The organism is Streptomyces phyllanthi, assembly GCF_009377205.1.
In the GTDB taxonomy this organism is placed as follows: domain Bacteria; phylum Actinomycetota; class Actinomycetes; order Streptomycetales; family Streptomycetaceae; genus Streptomyces; species Streptomyces phyllanthi.
The window spans coordinates 1-17,393 of record NZ_VJZE01000160.1 but is presented as its reverse complement, the minus strand read 5'-3'; the positions used below and the strand labels follow the sequence as shown (position 1 = coordinate 17,393).

Here is a 17,393-nt window from a genome sequence, read left to right as displayed (position 1 = left end):
CTCCAGCGCCACCCGCCCCCGCAACTCCTCCGGCCGCGTCCCCGGCAGGGGATCGGCCTCCTGCTCCTCCGCGTCCAGCAGCTCGAAGACCCGCTCCGCCGACGCCACCCCCGACTGCACGAGGTTCGCCATCGACGCCACCTGCGTCAGCGGCATCGAGAACTGCCGCGAGTACTGGATGAAGGCCTGCACATCGCCGATCGACAGCGCGCCCGACGCGACCCGCAGTCCACCCACCACCGCCACCAGCACATAGTTGAGGTTCGACACGAAGAACATCAGCGGCTGCATCACCCCGCTGTTGAACTGCGCGCGGAACCCGGCCTCGTACAACCGCTCGTTCTCCTCGGCGAACTGCCGCGCCGACTCCTCCTGCCGCCCGAACACCTTCACCAGCGTGTGCCCGGTGTACATCTCCTCGATGTGCGCGTTGAGCTTCCCGGTCGTACGCCACTGCTGCACGAAGTGCGGCTGCGACCGCTTGCCCACCCGCGTGGCCACCACGAACGACAGCGGCACGGTCACCAGCGCGACCAGCGCCAGCAGCGGCGACACCCAGAACATCATCACCAGCACGCCCAGGACCGTGAGCAGCGAGTTGACCAGCTGCCCCAGCGACTGCTGCAGCGTCTGGCCGATGTTGTCGAGGTCGTTGGTGGCACGGCTGAGCACCTCACCGCGCTGCCGCTGGTCGAAGTACGACAGCGGCAGCCGCGACAGCTTCGCCTGCAGGTCCTCGCGCATACGGCCCACCGTGCGGTTGATCGCCCGGTTGGAGAGCCGGGTCGCCACCGTCATCAGCAGACCGGCCACCGCGAACACACCGAGCGCGACCAGCAGGATGTTCCCGACGGCCCCGAAGTCGATGCCCTGTCCGGGCGTGAAGTCCGTGCCCCGGAGCATGTCGGCGACCCCGCCGTCCCCGCGCGCCCGCATGGACTCCAGCACCTCGGCCTTGGTCGCCCCCTCGGGCATCTGCCGGCCGACGACGCCCGCGAACACCAGGTCCGTGGCCTTCCCGAGTATCCACGGGCCCAGCACGCTCAGCCCCACGCTGAGCACCACACACGCGAGCATCGCGAACATCGTGGCCCGGTCGGGCCTGAACTGAGCGAGCAGCCGTTTCCCTGACGCCTTGAACTCCAGGGAGTTGTGCCCGGGGCCGCGCCCGGCCATCATCCCCGCCATCGGCCCGGCCATCAGGCAGCCTCCGCTTCCGTGAGCTGGGAGAGGACGATCTCCCGGTACGTCTGGTTCACGGCCATGAGCTCCTCGTGTCGGCCCTCGCCGACGACCCGGCCCTCGTCGAGGACCACGATCCAGTGGGCGTCCCGGATGGTCGCCACACGCTGGGCGACGATCACGACGGTCGCCTCGGCGGTCTCCTGGGAGAGCGCCGCACGCAGGGCCGCGTCCGTCGCGTAGTCGAGCGCCGAGAAGGAGTCGTCGAAGAGGTAGATCTCCGGTCTCTGCACCAGCGTCCGCGCGATGGCGAGCCGCTGCCGCTGACCGCCCGACACGTTCGTGCCGCCCTGGGCGATCGGTGAGTCCAGCCCGTTCTCCAGCCCCTCGACGAACTCCTTGGCCTGCGCCACCTCCAGCGCGTGCCACAGCTCCTCGTCGGTCGCGTCCGGGTTGCCGTACCGGAGGTTGGTGGCGACCGTGCCCGCGAAGAGGTACGGCTTCTGCGGCACCAGCCCGACCGTCCTCGCCAGCAGCTTCGGGTCGAGTGTCTGTACGTCCACGCCGCCGACGAGCACCTCGCCCTCGGTGGCGTCGAACAGCCGCGGGACCAGTCCGAGCAGCGTGGACTTGCCGCTTCCCGTGGACCCGATGACCGCGGTCGTCTCACCCGGCCGCGCCACCAGATCGACGGCCTTGAGCACCGGCTCCTCGGCACCCGGATAGCGGAAGCCCCCGCCCCGGATCTCCAGCGTCCCGTGCCGCAGCAGCTCCCGTACCGGATCGGTCGGCGGTACGACACTGCTCTCGGCGTCCAGCACCTCCTGGATGCGCTCGGCGCAGACCTCCGCGCGCGGCACCATCATGAACATGAAGGTGGCCATCATCACGGACATCACGATCTGCATGAGGTAGGCGAGGAAGGCCGTCAGCGCGCCGATCTCCATCCCGCCGCTGTCGATCCGGTGGGCGCCGAACCACACCACCGCGATCGACGACAGGTTCACCACCGTCATGACGATCGGGAACATCAGCGCCAGCATCCGCCCGGTCCCGAGCGACACCTCCGTGAGATCGGCGTTCGCGCTCCGGAAGCGCTCCTTCTCGTACTCGTCCCGCACAAAGGCGCGAATCACTCGGTTGCCCGTGATCTGCTCGCGCAGCACCCGGTTCACGGTGTCGAGCCGCTCCTGCATCGAACGGAACAGAGGGCGCAGACGGCGCACGATGAGGCTCACGGAGATCCCGAGCACCGGCACCACGGCCAGCAGCACCCCGGAGAGCGGCACGTCCAGCCCGAGCGCCATCACGATGCCGCCCACGCACATGATCGGCGCCGACACCATCAGCGTGAACGTCATCAGGGCGAGCATCTGCACCTGCTGCACGTCGTTCGTGGTCCGCGTGATCAGCGAGGGCGCCCCGAAGTGGCCGACCTCACGCGCCGAGAACGACTGCACCCGGTCGAAGACGGCCGCCCGGATGTCCCGGCCGATCGCCGACGCCGTACGGGCGCCGTAGTACACGGCCCCGATGTTGCAGACGACCTGCGCCAGCGACACACCGATCATCACCGCGCCGAAGGACAGGATGTAGCCCGTGTCCCCGTCCACGACACCGTTGTCGATGATGTCCGCGTTCAGAGTGGGCAGATAGAGCGTGGCGCACGTCTGCACGAACTGCAGCAGCACCAGCAGGGCGATGGGTTTCTTGTACGGACGCAGGTGGGTCCGCAGGAGTCGTATGAGCACGCGAGGTCTCTCGGTCGGCGACGGGTCGGGTGACGGGGTCGGGCCACGGGGGCGAATGCACCACGCACCATCGTCGAACACTCCACCGGCGTTACCCCAACCGATTAACCCAATAGCGGCCAAAGAACCTACAAGGATCCAGTCCGCAGACGTACGCCATCGGGTGCGTAGGCCATCGGATGCGCCCGCGCCGGAGGGCCGTCGGGGAGCAGCCCTGCCGCCGCCTACACCCGAAATGCCCCAGGATGGGTCTGCTCCCGCACCGACACGTACTGCTGCCGCACCGCCTGCCCCACGGCCAGTTCCTCACCCGGATCCAGATACTGCGCGGGCGCCCCCTGCCAGGACGGCGGATTGCGCGGATCGAGGGTGCCCTGGGAGACGCCGAGCGTCCAGGCCGCCTGCCGGGCCGCGCCGATCGCCGCGTAGTCCCCGGGCTGCGGTACGACCACCTGCACCCCGAACAGCGCGGGCGCCGCCGACTGCACGGCCGGCAGCTCCGCCGCCGCGCCCAGCAGGAAGATCCGCCGCACGTCCACCCCGCGCCCGCGCAGCACGTCCAGCGCGTCCGCGAGCCCGCACAGCATGCCCTCGAACGCCGCCCGCGCCAGATGCTCGGGCTTCATCGCCTCGCGCCGCAGCCCGGTCAGGGTCCCGGCGGTGTGCGGCAGGTTCGGCGTCCGCTCGCCCTCCAGATACGGCAGCATCACCAGCCCGTGCGAACCCGGCGTCGACTTCATCGCCAGGTCGGACAGCCCCTCCAGATCGGGCACGCCCAGCATCTCGGCGGTGCCGCGCAGGGTCCGTACGGCGTTGAGCGTGGTGACGACCGGCAGATGCATACCGGTGGCATCGGCCAGGGAGGTGATCATCCCGCTGGAGTCGACCAGCGCCTCGGGATGCACGGCCATGACGGACCCGGACGCGCCCAGCGACACGACCGCGTCCCCGAGCCCGATCCCCAGCCCGAACGCCGCGGCCATGGTCTCCCCGGTCCCGGCGGAGATGAGCAGCCCCTCCGGCGTCGTACCCGCCGCGTCCGACGGCCCGAGCACCTCCGGCAGCATGGCCTGGTGCCCGAGCGCCAGCTCGACGAAATCCGTCCGGTACGAGCCGGTGGCCGCCGACCAGTACCCGGTCCCCGACGCGCCGCCCCGGTCGGTCGTCCTCCGCACCGGCCGCCCGAGCAACTGCCACACCAGCCAGTCGTGGGCCTGCATCAGCACGGCCGTGCGCATCGCGGCGTCGGGGTCGGTCCGGGCGAGCCAGCGCAGCTTGGTCACCGGCTGAGCGGCCTGCGGTACGCACCCCACGGCCTCCGCCCAGGCCTGCCGCCCGCCGAGCGCGTCGATCAGATCGGCGGCGGCGACCTGCGCCCGCTTGTCACCGCCGACGACCGCCGGACGCACGGTGTTGCCCTGCGTGTCCAGGGCGATCAGCGCGTTCTGCTGCGCCGACACGCCGATCGCCTGCACACCTTCGAGCAGCCCACCGCCGGCCGCCTCACCCAGGGACAGCAGCCACGCCTGCGGGTCGACATCGGAGGGACGGCCGCCGCTCTCCGTCTTCTCCAGCGGATGCGGGGCATACCCCTGCCTGAGCACGGCCCCGGTGTCCGTGTCACAGACGACGATACGAGTGAAATCGGGCGAACTGTCGAGCCCGGCGACTATCCCCATGGCGGAAATTCTGCCGTACGGGAAGGGGTGGGGGCGCCGCGCCGTACACGGCGGAGCGGGCCCGCGACAGCGCGACCAGGGCCCTCCCGTGCGTCTTCGTCCTCTAAGTGTTGCTGGTTCCCCAGTCGTCCTCGCCGCTGCCGTTCACGTTGCGTTCACGCAGCGACCGGACCCGGGCGGTGAACGCGTCGGGCACGTGCACACGGTCCCCGACCTTGTCGCTCACCACGTGGTACGCCTTGCCCGCGAAGGCCCGCCCCTGCTGGGCGGCCGACTCGGCGGTGTTGCGCACCGCGGGGTTCTCGGCGACCTGGCGGGCGGACTTCTTCAACTGCTCGTAGCGCTCGCGCCCGGCCCGCGTGCCCAGCACGTAGCCCAGAGCGAGTCCGGCGATGAACGTGAGCCGATAACGCATGGCGACCACCTTCCTTGCGTCTCCGTCGGTCCTTCCCCGCCCTGCGTCGCCGGGGGCGCGGGGTACTGATTGGCGGAGCACCCCCCTGCTTGCGCTAATGTATGTGTCGCAGCGAGCGCGCGCCCCCTGGCGGATACCCAGGTAGGTACGTTCGATGCAACGAGGCATTCCTCCGTAGCTCAATTGGCAGAGCAGCCGGCTGTTAACCGGCAGGTTACTGGTTCGAGTCCAGTCGGGGGAGCTCGGTCCTCCGTAGCTCAATTGGCAGAGCAGCCGGCTGTTAACCGGCAGGTTACTGGTTCGAGTCCAGTCGGGGGAGCAGCGTGAACGAGGACCCCGACGGGGTCCTTTTTCATGTCCCTGGGAACCACGGCGCCGCAGGTGGGGTCCTTCAGGGCAGGCTAAGTCGACCATCCGAAGCAGGAGATCGTATGAGCGGCTATGCTGCGGCAGACGGCGCGCACAAATGTGCGCGACGCGCCGTACCGGGGCGGTAGCTCAGCCGGTTAGAGCAGCGGACTCATAATCCGTCGGCCGTGGGTTCGAGTCCCACCCGCCCCACCAGGCGCAGGTAAGGGAAAAACGTTCTGACCTGCGCAAGCTTGGCACGTCGGCATGACGTCGCGTCAGCTTCGGCGGGGCTGGAGTGGCCTGTGAGCCCGGTGTGAGCCCGGAGCGGCCTCACGCGCGTCGCGGGACGACACGCGCGGTGGCCTCGGCCGCGTCGAGAGACAGGTCGTCCAGGACCGACTGGTAGATGTCCTGAGTGATCAGCACGGTGCTGTGACCGAGCATCTCGGAAACGAGCTTGATGTCGACGCCGGCGGCGAGCGCGAGGGTCGCGGCACCGTGACGCAGATCGTGAAGTCGGATCGGAGGCAAGCCGATCTCGGACACGATCTTCTCGAAGGCCTTCGAGACCCGGTCAGGATGCAGCCACGAGCCGTCGGGTTCGGTGAAAACACGGTCGGTGTCCACCCAGGCTTCACCCTGCTGGAGGCGTTCGGCGGCCTGGCGGGCGCGGTGGGCACGCAGCGCGCTGACCGTCTGGGCATCAAGGGCGAGGGTACGGAAGCCCCAGTCGGTCTTGGGAGCGGAGTCCTCCAGGGTCCAGCCATCGACGACGATGGTCTGGTTGGAGATCGTCACGCGCTGGGCGTCGAGGTGGGTCTCGGACCAGGCCAGGCCACAGACCTCGCCGCGCCGGGGGCCGCGGTAGGCGAGCAGATGCCACATCGCGTAGAGCCGGTCGGTGGCGACGTGGTCGAGGAACTGACCGGTCATCTCCGGAGTCCAGACCATCACTGGACTGGGCCTCTGGCCGGTCTTGCGCCAGCGCTCGACGCGCTCGGGTGTCCAGACCAGGGCCCGGGGTCTGCGGGCGGAGTCGAGCTCGACATGGGCGGCCGGGTTGAAAATGATCAGCTGCTGGGCCATAGCGCTGTTCAGGGCGGCGCGCAGGGTCGCGCGTATGCGCTGGCGGGTGGTGGCCTCCGTCGGGCGCCGGAACGGCGGCATCTGCGCGATGGACTCCCGGATCGCGGCGCGTCGTGCACGGTTGCCGGCGCCCTCGATGGGGATCTCCTTCAGCAGGGCGAGAGCCTGGTGGCGCTGGGCGTTCTGTTCCCGGATCTCCACGTTGGCGTCGGCGATGGCCTGGAACATCTCCGACAAGTCAGCCACACGCAGCTTATCGAGGCGGATATGCCCTATTCGGGGTGCCAGGTGGTTGCGGATGTGGCCGCCGTAGCTGCGGTGGGTGCCCTTGCCGACCTTCTTGCCGGCCAGCCACTCCTCCAGGAACCAGCCGACCGTCAGGCGCATGACGAGTGCCTGCCCAGACTTCAGGCGGCGGGTGGTGTCCTCGATGCTGGGAAACGTTTCCTTATTCCGCACCGCAGCCTGGAGCATGTCGGCGACAGTGCGCTGGCCCTCGATGTCGGAGGCGTCGGGCAGGGCGAGCAAGGACTGAGCCAGGCGGAGATCGTCCTGCGCGTCGGTCTTGGACGCGTAGCCGCCTCGCCTCAGAGTCTGGCGTTCGCCGTCCGCGGTGTCGGGCAGCTCCTGGCGCAGATACCAGTTGCCGTGCTTGCGCTGCTTGAGCCTTGGGCACGCCGTACCGAGCTGTCTGTTGGTCTTGGGGTCACGGCAGGAGCATCGCTGGTAGACGGATCCGTTCATGTTTCCTTCGAGCTGGTGGGGCAGGGTGATGGCCTGTCGGTGGACGTGGACGCCGCGGCCTGGCTGGAATGCAATCGGAGCCGCGCGGTTGGCGAGCCGGGCTGTCGAGGGCACGATGGGCGGGCTGGGCTGGATCGGGGGTGGCCCGTGCCGCTGATCCCTTGTTGCTGAAGCCCTCGGCAGGCTCGGGTGGGACGGCGGCGTTATAGGGCAGGTCCGCTCATGAATAGGAGATGATCACGGGTATCGCGCCGGCCCATGGCTAGCAAGCTAGCTGTTCGGAACGCCGCAGCAGGGTTTCGTGATAGACCTTCTGCTCCACAAATCCGTCTGCAGAAGGAGAGCCGATGGCAGAGCGCAACACCGGAAGATCAGTGCCCTTCACCCAGGAGGAGGTCCTGGCTCTCCCCGCTGTCGTGAGCATTCCCGTTGCAAATCGCGCTTTCGGGCTCGGTCGCAGCATGGGGTACGAACTTGCAAAGCGAGGCAAGTACCCCTGCAAGGTTGTGAAGGTCGGGCGTGGTTATCGAGTGGTTACCGCCGACCTGCTGCGCGTCCTGGAAATTGGTTCACAGGGAGTCGCGGGCCTGAGCAGCGAGGCCTTGAGTCGAGCGGAGCTTGGTCTTGCCGTGTGAGCACTGCCAGAGCATGAGGCGGTCTCTTCGCCTTGCTGTCGGCATCGGTGGAACCCTCCATTGAGCTGTTGTTCTCCGTCCGTCCGTACGTTGACATGGTTCGGTGGATGTGTTCCAGCAAGTTCCTCGGGGGAGTTGTCTGCCGTAGGCGAACGCATGCGATTCGGCCCGCTGAGACCTTGCGAGGGAACCGCTGGAATGAGGACTCCAGAAGGGTATGCAGTGAGCAGATAACTGCGGGGTGCGGCAGATGGGTCGGTTTGGCCCCAGTGGATTGGCCGATGCTTCGGCCCGTCGCGGCTCAGTTCCCGGCCAGCCATGCCAGGGGAGATGGCTGGCGCATTAGGAGGAGCATTCTTCCCCTGCCGGGATCAGAGTTGCAATGTTTGCCGGTTATGACGAGAAGGGTCCGTATGGCTGAAGTGTGTCTGGCTCTCACGCGGCTCGTAAGTCATGTTCCGAAGGTGCGTACTCTGGTGGCGTACGCATTCAATGCCTGCTCGAAGTCGCCTCTAGTGAGTGCTGGCCAATGTGCGTCACAGAAGTAAGCCTCGGCGTGGACGCTCTGCCAGGGCATGAACCCTGACAGGCGCTGTTCACCTGAAGTGCGCAGAATAAGATCAGGATCGGGTATGCCTGCCGTGTATAGATATTTACTGAAATCTTCTTCAGTTAGTTTTTCTGCCAGGTCGCTGGGTTTCGCATCGGTTTCCCGAAGGAGAAGCCTAATTGCGTCGAGTATCTCGCGCCGGCCGCCGTAGGCGACCGCGAAGTTGACCAGCATTCCCGGGTTTTCTGAGGTGCTCCGCTCGACACGCTTGAGGGTGTTGGCGAGATCCTCCGGCAGTAGTTCCATCGCACCTATTACATTGACTCGCCAATGGTCTTCTGCTGCAAGAGCTAGTGCCGATTTTTCAATCACCTCACTTGCCGCCCGCAACTCTTTGGCGGAGCGGCCTTCAAGGTTGGCTACAGATAAGACCCATAGCGTGATGATTTCTATGCCAACTGCTTCGCACCAGCCGAGCACTTCGGAAAGCTTCTCGCTCCCCCTTTTGTAGCCTTCCTCCATTGCCCGGCCGTTTTCCCGCGCCCAGCGTCGATTACCATCAACGATCACTCCGAGATGGCGTGGCACGCTACTTCGCACCTGCTGGCTCAAGTTGCCCCTCCCGCTGCTCCGCGAGTTCGGGCCGGGCATATTGCCCGGCAACTTTCCACTGTGGGATCCGGTGACCAATGGTCCGTATCCCGTGGTCGAGGTGTGCCTACCGCCCGGCATCCGCTGTTTGGGTGGCCCCACTTTGGTCACGCGTGGGCGACAGCGGAGGCCTACGGCACACGTACGCCTCGCTCTTATTTACGCATCTCGCGGACCTTACGGAGAAGCGGACGTGCCGTTTCGTGAGCACCGCTGTCTACGTTGATGAGCAGGGCGAACTTCATACCTGCTCGGACGACTTCCGGAGGCCGGGGGCCATCGCTGCTGTCCCGGATCGCGGCGCGCTGGAGCCGGTCCTAGTCGGACCTGCAGTCGACCTTCCTGCAGCAGCAGGGGCACCGCATCGACACTCGCGACGCTGCCCTCTGCCCACCATGAGCGGGTGTTCGCCGAATGGGCAACGCGCTCGGTCGTCGCGGCCCGGATGAATGGCTCTCTCGGTCTCAATGACATCTCTGCGGTGATATCACCGCAGAGATGGGGAGCCGAGCGTCATTGGTCCATGGTGGTCTTCCGCCGGCTGCTGGGCTGCTGCCGCTTCCTGGATACGCGTGGACGCGCCCGATGAAGTTGGCGAGCGATCAGTTCATTTCATGGGAGATCGCGTTGCCGCCGTAGCTCCCGCCCTGCGAGAGGTCACAGCCATGCCCCGCCCGCTTGGAGAGTCGCCCTATGCGTTCACCGTCCCGCCCTTGACCGAGGCCGTACCAGCCGCGCGAGAGCGCGTTGTCCACCGGGTGCAGCGACTCGGGCTGGCCCTGGGGGAGGAACTGACGAACGACTTGCGCTTGCTTACCGCAGAGGTAGTCGCGAACTCGGTCACGCACACGCGGGCCCCGTGTGTGGTCGCTGTGCGATGGACCGGAGAGCGGCTGCGCGTGGAAGTCACCGACGTCGACCCCACCTTGGTACGTCCGTCTCAGGCCGGGGCGCTGGACGAAAGCGGGCGTGGTCTCTTCCTGGTGGACGCATTGGCAACCAGGTGGGGCTCAGAGCCGTGTGCCGCCGGAAAGATCACATGGTTCGAACTGGCAGTCGTTGTTTCCGAGGAGGGCACTGGAGCAGTGACGTCCTCACACGCTTATGCCGATGCCGAGGAAGCCATGTCCATAGGCAGTGCACAAGGACAAATCGAGCCTCAAGCAGCTTGAGCCACGGCTTCTACCTGGCCGACCGGTACCCACGCTTGGAAGCGCGTGCTGGTAGCACCGTTGCCCGCCTGAAGCTGAGTGGGCTGTCTGTCGAGTGTGAACAGATGCCCGCAGGTCAGAATGTCCAGCCACGCCTGTCGGCCAGCCAGCGCAGCGTGACCTCCCCACACCACGTCTGGTGCTGGCGAATGTGCGGTGACCAGGCCGCTGGGGGCTGTCCGCCGGTGGTCAGGAAGAAACCCGAGAGCGCGGCCAGCGCTGCATCGAGTTGTTCGTCGGTGACTCCGCGGGCGGTGGGGTGCTGCCTGAACAGGGACGTGGCATCGTGACCGTCGGCGTAAGCGGTGGCTAGGAGAAGGACAAGATCGAACCAGCTCGCCCCCAGGCATGGCCAGTTCCAGTCGCAGATCCACGCGCCGCCGTAGGAGTCGATCAGTACGTTGTCCTGACGCAGGTCATGGTGAAGGACGGCATTGCCGGCGACGGCCTCCCGCCAGCCGCTTTCCAGGCCGGCAAGCACGTCCAGGAGGCCGAGCGGCATCCAGGAGGGAAGGACGTTCGTGGGTGTGGCACCACGGGTGAGGTTGCGCCAGTCGGCAAAGTCACCGTCCTCACCTACTGGCTTGAGGCCAACGCGCTGGAGGCGCACAGGTGGAGTGGTGAGTGCCTCTGCAGTGATCGTGTATGCGTCGAGGGCGGCCGTGAGCTCGTCCGGATTCCATGGCGTGTCGGGTAGGCGGCCGCCGTCGACAGCATCGATACCGAGAACGACCCACCCGCAGTGCTCCTCAACCCACTGCAGGCGTGGGGCCGGGATCTGTGCGGGGAGCGCCTGGTTGATCAAGGATTCCCGACGGTAGCAGTCGGCGACCACAGTGTTGTCCGCGCTGTTGACTGCTTTGACGAACTGAGGCCCCGACGTCCCGCGGAGTACTGCTGCGAAGCCGCTGGTGAATCCGCTCCCTGCGCTGGGCCCGGCCTGCACCTCGCCCCCAAGACGTTGTGCGATGAGCTGGCGAACGCTCGGGGGGAGGTCCTCCCACTGGGGGCGTACCGCAGTGGAGTTGTACCGAAGGCGGGGGGTGATGATGTTGGGCATGTCGTCAGAATGAGGGAACAGTGTTCCCTGGTGCCACGGAGTTGTGCCGTGGATGAGCGCGGGTCCATTGCTGGCTGAGCCACGGAGGGCAGTGTGCTTCCGGGGAACGCCGTGGTGGCAGGCTGGCGCGGGGAACATTCGTGGTGCGTTACGGCGTGAGCAGGCCCCGCAGAGGCGTCGGCGCTACTCGGTCATGCGTGCATGCCATGCTGCCTCGTCGGGCTCACCCACCCACTTCGCCGGTAGGAGGATGGGGCCAGTGAGCTCCACGGGAGTATTGAGTCCTGCAAGAAGCTCGACAATCTTGTCGATGTTGGTCAGCCGTCGATCACCTGACTCCAGCATGGACAGGAAGGCCTGGCTCAGTCCTGTGAGCTCGGCCATATCGCTCTGGCGCAGTCCGCTTGCCTCACGAACGAGGTGGCACATCCTGCCGAAGTCCCGGGCAATCAGTGCTTCCTGAACCTCTGCATGGCCCCATACTTCGTCTGGCACATGGGGCGCTAGGCCTGGCCGGCGCTGTGCGCTGCGAGTGCAACCGCTGCAGTACGGGTCGTCGTTGTATCGGCTGAGAACGCAGCGGCAGCTGCGGCACCGGCGGACGGGCCGTCGACCCAGATCCGTCTCTGTGCCGCGGTCGGGTAAGGAGGACCGGCCCCACGTCTTGGTCTCGCGTGCTTCGTTTCCTCCCTCGCTGGGCGATGAGCGGATCGAAGTGTCAGCCGTAAGGGCGAACAGGTGACGAGCCCGACCGTCAGATGACATTGCCGGCACCGGTCCGTGAAGGGACGTTCAGTTCTGCCCACACCACCATGCGAGGACCCGAGCGTGGCTCCGTGCCTCGGCGGTCGGGTAGCGCTTGCAGGAGCTTCAATCCGAAGTCATGCTGGGGGGCGGACGCGTCGTTCGTCGGCTGACGCGGCTGGTCCGTTGCGCCGTAGACCTCGATGCGCAGGCCCTGCACGGAACGCAGGTAGCGGGTCTCGATTTCTCTGCCTGGCAGTACGTGCGCATGGCGTACGAAGTCGGTAAGGATCTCCGAGAGGACGAGGACAGCAGCGTCCTCCAGGCATGACAGGCCCCATCCTCGCAGTGCTCTTCGAAGCTCAGCGCGAGCGAGCCCGACGCACCGGGGGTGACAGCTCCAGCGCAGGGCCACCGCGTCGGCGATGCCCTTGGCTCCAGAACTGTCGTCCAGCCAGGTCATAGACACCCTGTTGCCTCCCCGTGAAGCGGCGCCTGGTCGGGAAGACCGTAGAGGCTGGCAAGGGGCCGTACCCGGAAGAAAATTCCGGGTAAGCAGGGGTGGGCGGCCTGGTTCCGCTACTTGATGGCCCCGAGGTTCACAGCGAGATCCTGCACGTCGCGGCGACGGGAGATCTTGTGCAGACGGCGCACCAGCTCTCGGGAGAACTCGTGCGCTCTGATCTGCTCAGGAGCCGCCTGGTAGGCGCGCTTGAGCTCGTCTGCAGCGTCATCTGTACGACCGGCCTCGGCATAGGCTCGGGCTACGTCGAGCCGTGCTCGGGCTCGACGCTCCAGCGGTAGTCCAGCCGTTCGGATGCGTGGAGCCAAGTCTGCGGCCAACTGGATGTCCTCGAACTCGAGGGCGAGCGCCAGATAATGGATCGCAACGTTGCTGGGCCCGAAGGAAGTCCACATCTCATTGAGGTCGCCGCCGATTCGCACGGCTGCCTCCTGTGCCTTGCCCATCATGTGGTCCGCCAGGGCTCGGTTCCTCATTCTCGCCGCGGCGACAGCTCCGTTCAGGAACAGGGTCCCGTACAGGGAGAGGGCTGATGGCGTGGACAGCCACCAGTCACGTTCGAGCCCGTCGGCTGCGTCGAGCGTGACGTTCACAGCCTCGGCGGGCATCCCGGCCCCGAGTTGCACATGCGCGACACCTCGGCGGAGAGCGAGGACAGTCGCTGGGTCGCCTGCTTCCACGGCTGCCATGTCGCCCTGGTCCACTGCAGTCCAGGCCAGATTTGTCTCGCCCAGTTTGCGCAGCAGTACGGCCGCGACGTGGCACGTCAGTGCAAACAGCCGGAGTGCCTCAATCCGTTCGCTGCCGGACGACCGCTCTCTCGTGGCCAGCCGCGCGTCCGCGAGGAGCCCGGGCAGGCACTCTGCAAGCCGCGCGAATCGCCCGTCCTGGTAGAGGCCCCAGGCTTCGTTGACCTCCAGTGCCAGACGCGGGAGGCGAACCGCTTCACGGTCGTCGTAGAGCGCGCCGGCCAGTCGTCGGGACTGCATCAACGCGGCGCGAATCGCCGGCACACTGCCCGCATGACGTCCGTCGTCCTCCAGCAGCGTGGGCGTTCCCTGAAGATCCTCCACATGCACGCGCAGCACCTGCGCCAGGTCGGCCAGCATCTTGACGTTGTTCACGGGGATGCGTCCGGACTCGACGCGGTACACCCAGTCCTCCGAACGTCCCAGGAGCTGGCCGAGTTGCTGTTGGCTCAGCCCACGCCGCCGCCGATAGAACCGGACTCGCTTGCCGAACGGAAGATGGTCAGTCATACCCCGCACGGGCAACTCCCCTCACAACTGCCGCATCGATTGTCACACGCAGTGAACCCCCAGCAACAGGCGAGTAGCCGCGTGAGAGCGTCGCAGATCCGGATCGTAGGCTGAGTTCCATGGCCGACAACGAGCAGGAACAGCGCATGGCACGCCCCCGTATGGCGGCCGGCGCGCTGTTCTTCAACGCCGACGGACACGTCCTCCTGGTCCAGCCTTCGTACAAGCCGATGTGGGAGGTCCCCGGAGGATACGTTGAACATGCTGAATCGCCCTTGGTTGCGTGTAAGCGCGAGGTCCAAGAGGAGCTCGGCATCACTCCGCAGATCGGTCGCCTGCTCGTCGTGGACTGGGCGCCAAGCGATGCCGAAGGTGACAAGGTCTTGTACATCTTCAACGGCGACGAGCTTGCCCCAGAGGAGGTTGCAGCTATCAAGCTTGCTCCAGATGAACTGCTCGCAGCAGAGTTCTTCCCTCCAGAGCAGCTCGATGACCTCCTTATTCCGCGGCTGTCACGCAGGGTGAAGGCCGCGATTGCGTCGCGGACCAGCGGCGGCCCTGTCTACCTCGAACACGGACAGGGGCCTACTGCGTAGAGGGCCCAGCTTGCTTGTTGCTACAGCTCCGGACGCTTGGCTGGCGGCGCGAGGTCCAGAATCTCTGCGCGCAGCTGCCCGCACGCGGCCGCCGTCTCCCGGCCTGCGGACAGGTGGTGGGAGACCGTCCAGCCGTCCAGATCACGGGTGAGCGCTGCGATGAATTCCGCTTCTCGCGTGCTTGGGCGCAGCGGGCTGCCCAGCACGGGATTGAAGCTGGACAGCCTCAGGATGGAAAAGCATCCGGCGTAGGGAGCGAGCAGTCTGGTAAGCGCCGTCTCGTCCTCCGGTCGCGTGTTGTGCTCGCAGAGAACGTAGTTCACCACCACCGGACGCATCTCAGCAACGGTTGCCCACAGTGGCAAGACGGTTGAAGGGTCGTCCGCACGGGGGATGACGACCCTGCGCTGAGCAGCGTTGGCTCCGTGGAGCGAGAACATGAGGCGGTCCGGGAGCCAGGACTTGGGCTTCAGGAGATTTCGTACCCAAGCCTGTGGCGCGATGCTAGTCACCTTCACGTGCCGCGCCAGTTCGCGGCCGAGAATCGCTTTCGCGGCGGTGGTGACATGAGTCCAGTTGGCGGCGGCATCTCCGACTCCGGCGAAGTCGACCCAGACGAGGGGGCCTTGCTGGGCTCGTACGTGCTCCTCCAACTGCCCCACCGCCGATGTGATCTCCTCGGCCTGTAGGTTTCGAACGAAGGGCGTGCGTGCGAAGGTAGTAGCACAATGCGTGCAGCCATACCTGCATCCGGCCTGGGCCGACATGCACACCGAATATGCTTGGTGTTCTCCCTCCCAGAGTTGCACGGCTTCGAAGGTGGCCCTGTCTGACGTCCTGAAAACGTACTTGACGCTACGGTCGGGGGCCTTCGACGGCACGGTTGAGATAATCGAAACGGAATTTCCGGGCGCATGCATTACTTCCATCGATAGGATCCTTTCCCTGAGTCGCTTGTGCGGAGCCGGTGACGGAAAAGTGAGACGATGGTTCGCGTCCGAATTTTTCATCAGCCTCGCTCATGAGTGCGAGGCTCGCTCTCTCGAAAGTAGGCCACCCAAGGCTTGGGGCGGTCAAAGCGTGCAAGACCCTGATTGACCTTGAGGTGGGAGAATCCGGGCGGGGCCTTAACAACACAGCGTAGGACTTGATCGCATCCATCTGAAATCACTGCTGTGATATCTCTTCATGGGATTCTCAGCAGCAGGTCCGCGCTTCTGCCCGCACGGATGGGCGTTGGGAGGGGCGAGTGGCCGCAGGGTCGTTCGTTGGCGTGATCTTGCTGTCGTAACCCTGCCTGTCCCGCTATGCTCAACGGCAACGCGTTGAAGGAGACGAGTAGCTGCGGGATCACGCGAGCAGAGAGAGCCGCTGGTAGCTGGAAAGGCGGCCTTGCGCCCCGAGGTGAAGACCCTCCTGAGCGCGGGGAGGAACGGCCTTACAAGAAGGTCCAATGCCCCGCCGGCTGGCCCCCGTCATCGGGCACGAATGAGGCTGTAGCTCCTTGAGCTGCAGTAAAGGCGCGGTGGCACCGCGAGTACCCTTCTCGTCCGCGCCCCCAAGGGATCATGACGACGCCCCTGGGAGGGCTGCGATGATCCACAAGACTAGCCGTGTACTGGTGTCTGGCCTGCGAGAACATGTCGGGCAGACCGTTTCTGTCTCGGGCTGGGTGAACACGCTCCGTCTGCAGAGCAAGATGCAGTTCGTCGTCGTGCGCGACCACACCGGCGTGGTGCAGGTCACTCACAAGCGCGGCGGCGAAGGCGACGAGGTCGAGACTTCGTTGGAGGGGCTGACCTCGGAGTCCGCAGTCAGGATTACCGGTCGCGTGGTCGACAACCCGATCGTGAAGCTCGGCGGCCTCGAGATCCTTGCGGAGTCAGTCGAGGTTCTGAACCGGGCGGAGACGCCACTGCCCATTGACGAGCAGACCGGACTCGAACACCGCCTGGACTGGCGGTTCCTTGACGTACGACGCCGGCCCCAGGCGCAGCTGCTGTTCGCCGTGCAGACCACGTTCGAGCAAGGCATGCGCGAGTACGCGTACGAGCAGGGCTGCACCGAGATGCACACCCCGAAGCTGATGGGCACCGCCTCGGAGTCCGGCGCGGAGGTGTTCAAGCTCGGCTACTTCGACCGCTCTGCCTACTTGGCTCAGTCGCCTCAGTTCTTCAAGCAGATGGCGATCTCGGCAGGTGTCGACAAGGTCTTCGAGATCGGGCCCGTCTTCCGCGCTGAGCCGTCGTTCACCTCCCGACACGCCACCGAATTCACCGGTGTCGACGTGGAGTTGGCCTGGATTGACGGGGTCGAGGACGTGATGGCGTTCGAGGAGCAGATGCTCGCGCATGCCATCGCCAAGGTTGCCGACGCACACGGTGAGGCGATCCAGGAGACGTTCGGTGTCGAGGTCCAGGTGCCGACGACGCCGTTTCCGCGGATCACGATGGCCGAGACGCAGGAGATCCTGCGGGCCAAGGGCTGGGACCCTGCGGGTGTGAAGGAGGACCTGGACCCGGAGGGCGAGCGCGGGATCGCCGCACAGGTAAAAGAGCAGACCGGACACGAGTGGGTGTTCGTCACCCACTATCCGACGAGCATCCGGCCCTTCTACCACATGCGGCCGGCGGACAACCCCAGTGTGACGCTCAGCTTCGACCTGCTGTGGAAGGGGTTGGAGGTTACGACTGGCGCGCAGCGCGAGCACCGCTACGACGTGCTCTTGAAGCAGGCTGCGGAGAAGGGCATGAGCACCGAACCGATGCAGGACTACCTGAACGCCTTCCGGTACGGATGCCCGCCGCACGGCGGTCTGGGCATGGGGCTCGGGCGGGTCCTGATGGTGCTGCTCGGCCTCGACTCGATTCGGGAGGCCACGTTCCTGTTCCGTGGCCCGAACCGGCTCACCCCGTAGCCATCGCCGATGGCCGGGGCCGCCGCACCCCTCAAAGGG

General features: G+C 66.2%; 14 protein-coding genes, 3 tRNA genes and 1 pseudogene. 7 read left to right on the top strand and 11 right to left on the bottom strand.

Annotation, left to right across the window (positions count from 1 at the left end):
- The 4 genes from FNH04_RS22390 to FNH04_RS22375 form a co-directional block, all read right to left on the bottom strand.
- A partial coding sequence (locus FNH04_RS22390; protein WP_194236771.1) for an ABC transporter permease occupies positions 1-1,200 on the bottom strand: 1,200 nt, incomplete at its 3' end.
- On the bottom strand, positions 1,200-2,933 hold the full coding sequence (locus FNH04_RS22385; protein WP_322723533.1) for an ABC transporter ATP-binding protein: 1,734 nt from the start codon (positions 2,931-2,933) through the stop codon (positions 1,200-1,202). The genes FNH04_RS22385 and FNH04_RS22390, both read right to left, overlap by 1 nt.
- Positions 2,934-3,157: 224 nt before the next feature.
- Positions 3,158-4,612 (bottom strand): FGGY family carbohydrate kinase, encoded by a 1,455-nt coding sequence (locus FNH04_RS22380; RefSeq protein WP_152786973.1) that lies wholly within the window; start codon positions 4,610-4,612, stop codon positions 3,158-3,160.
- 103 nt (positions 4,613-4,715) lie between these two features.
- Entirely contained in the window at positions 4,716-5,027 is a 312-nt protein-coding gene (locus FNH04_RS22375; protein ID WP_152786971.1) for a YtxH domain-containing protein, read from the bottom strand.
- 168 nt (positions 5,028-5,195) lie between these two features.
- Here FNH04_RS22375 and FNH04_RS22370 point away from each other — a divergent pair.
- The 3 genes from FNH04_RS22370 (at position 5,196) to FNH04_RS22360 (ending at position 5,591) form a co-directional block, all read left to right on the top strand.
- Positions 5,196-5,268: transfer RNA gene (locus FNH04_RS22370), tRNA-Asn, on the top strand.
- Between the two features lie 5 nt (positions 5,269-5,273).
- A tRNA-Asn gene (locus FNH04_RS22365) sits at positions 5,274-5,346 on the top strand.
- Between the two features lie 168 nt (positions 5,347-5,514).
- Positions 5,515-5,591, top strand: a tRNA-Ile gene (locus FNH04_RS22360).
- Positions 5,592-5,708: 117 nt separating this feature from the next.
- Here the strand turns inward: FNH04_RS22360 and FNH04_RS22355 are convergent.
- Entirely contained in the window at positions 5,709-7,208 is a 1,500-nt protein-coding gene (locus FNH04_RS22355) for a tyrosine-type recombinase/integrase (RefSeq protein WP_152786969.1), read from the bottom strand.
- A 347-nt stretch (positions 7,209-7,555) separates the two neighbouring features.
- Here FNH04_RS22355 and FNH04_RS22350 point away from each other — a divergent pair.
- A pseudogene (locus tag FNH04_RS22350) lies at positions 7,556-7,780 on the top strand (hypothetical protein); the annotation flags it as partial.
- 514 nt (positions 7,781-8,294) lie between these two features.
- On the opposite strand, the gene uppS reads toward FNH04_RS22350, so the two are convergent.
- Positions 8,295-9,005, bottom strand: coding sequence for a polyprenyl diphosphate synthase (gene uppS, locus FNH04_RS22345; protein ID WP_228031563.1), 711 nt, complete (start codon positions 9,003-9,005; stop codon positions 8,295-8,297).
- A gap of 653 nt (positions 9,006-9,658) precedes the next feature.
- Between uppS and FNH04_RS49440 the strand changes: the two genes are divergently transcribed.
- A complete protein-coding gene (locus FNH04_RS49440) occupies positions 9,659-10,216 on the top strand; it encodes an ATP-binding protein (protein ID WP_386573612.1) in 558 nt (185 codons plus the stop codon).
- A 115-nt stretch (positions 10,217-10,331) separates the two neighbouring features.
- Here the strand turns inward: FNH04_RS49440 and FNH04_RS22335 are convergent, their stop codons facing one another.
- The 4 genes from FNH04_RS22335 to FNH04_RS22320 form a co-directional block, all read right to left on the bottom strand.
- Positions 10,332-11,315 (bottom strand): phosphotransferase, encoded by a 984-nt coding sequence (locus FNH04_RS22335; RefSeq protein WP_194236769.1) that lies wholly within the window; start codon positions 11,313-11,315, stop codon positions 10,332-10,334.
- 183 nt (positions 11,316-11,498) lie between these two features.
- Positions 11,499-11,810 (bottom strand): helix-turn-helix domain-containing protein, encoded by a 312-nt coding sequence (locus tag FNH04_RS22330; protein ID WP_322723531.1) that lies wholly within the window; start codon positions 11,808-11,810, stop codon positions 11,499-11,501.
- A gap of 259 nt (positions 11,811-12,069) precedes the next feature.
- Positions 12,070-12,522 (bottom strand): ATP-binding protein, encoded by a 453-nt coding sequence (locus FNH04_RS22325; RefSeq protein ID WP_152786963.1) that lies wholly within the window; start codon positions 12,520-12,522, stop codon positions 12,070-12,072.
- 116 nt (positions 12,523-12,638) lie between these two features.
- Positions 12,639-13,841 carry a helix-turn-helix domain-containing protein gene (locus tag FNH04_RS22320; protein WP_152786961.1) on the bottom strand — a complete coding sequence of 401 codons (1,203 nt, stop codon included), beginning with the start codon at positions 13,839-13,841 and terminating at the stop codon, positions 12,639-12,641.
- A gap of 119 nt (positions 13,842-13,960) precedes the next feature.
- Here FNH04_RS22320 and FNH04_RS22315 point away from each other — a divergent pair, with 119 nt between their 5' ends.
- Entirely contained in the window at positions 13,961-14,437 is a 477-nt protein-coding gene (locus tag FNH04_RS22315) for an NUDIX domain-containing protein (protein WP_152786959.1), read from the top strand.
- Positions 14,438-14,457: 20 nt separating this feature from the next.
- On the opposite strand, the gene FNH04_RS22310 is transcribed toward FNH04_RS22315, so the two are convergent.
- On the bottom strand, positions 14,458-15,366 hold the full coding sequence (locus FNH04_RS22310) for a hypothetical protein (protein WP_152786957.1): 909 nt from the start codon (positions 15,364-15,366) through the stop codon (positions 14,458-14,460).
- 665 nt (positions 15,367-16,031) lie between these two features.
- Between FNH04_RS22310 and aspS the strand changes: the two genes are divergently transcribed.
- A complete protein-coding gene (aspS, locus tag FNH04_RS22305) occupies positions 16,032-17,354 on the top strand; it encodes an aspartate--tRNA(Asn) ligase (protein WP_152786954.1) in 1,323 nt (440 codons plus the stop codon).
- Positions 17,355-17,393 lie beyond the last annotated feature (39 nt).

Bases quoted from the DNA above. Each gene is read 5' to 3' on its own strand.
- FNH04_RS22375 (WP_152786971.1), bottom strand. From the start codon at position 5,027: ATGCGTTATCGGCTCACGTTCATCGCCGGACTCGCTCTGGGCTACGTG.
- FNH04_RS22310 (WP_152786957.1), bottom strand. From the start codon at position 15,366: ATGGAAGTAATGCATGCGCCCGGAAATTCCGTTTCGATTATCTCAACC.
- FNH04_RS22380 (WP_152786973.1), bottom strand. From the start codon at position 4,612: ATGGGGATAGTCGCCGGGCTCGACAGTTCGCCCGATTTCACTCGTATC.
- FNH04_RS22320 (WP_152786961.1), bottom strand. From the start codon at position 13,841: ATGACTGACCATCTTCCGTTCGGCAAGCGAGTCCGGTTCTATCGGCGG.
- FNH04_RS22325 (WP_152786963.1), bottom strand. From the start codon at position 12,522: ATGACCTGGCTGGACGACAGTTCTGGAGCCAAGGGCATCGCCGACGCG.
- FNH04_RS49440 (WP_386573612.1), top strand. From the start codon at position 9,659: ATGGGAGATCGCGTTGCCGCCGTAGCTCCCGCCCTGCGAGAGGTCACA.
- aspS (WP_152786954.1), top strand. From the start codon at position 16,032: ATGATCCACAAGACTAGCCGTGTACTGGTGTCTGGCCTGCGAGAACAT.
- FNH04_RS22355 (WP_152786969.1), bottom strand. From the start codon at position 7,208: ATGAACGGATCCGTCTACCAGCGATGCTCCTGCCGTGACCCCAAGACC.
- FNH04_RS22335 (WP_194236769.1), bottom strand. From the start codon at position 11,315: ATGCCCAACATCATCACCCCCCGCCTTCGGTACAACTCCACTGCGGTA.
- FNH04_RS22315 (WP_152786959.1), top strand. From the start codon at position 13,961: ATGGCCGACAACGAGCAGGAACAGCGCATGGCACGCCCCCGTATGGCG.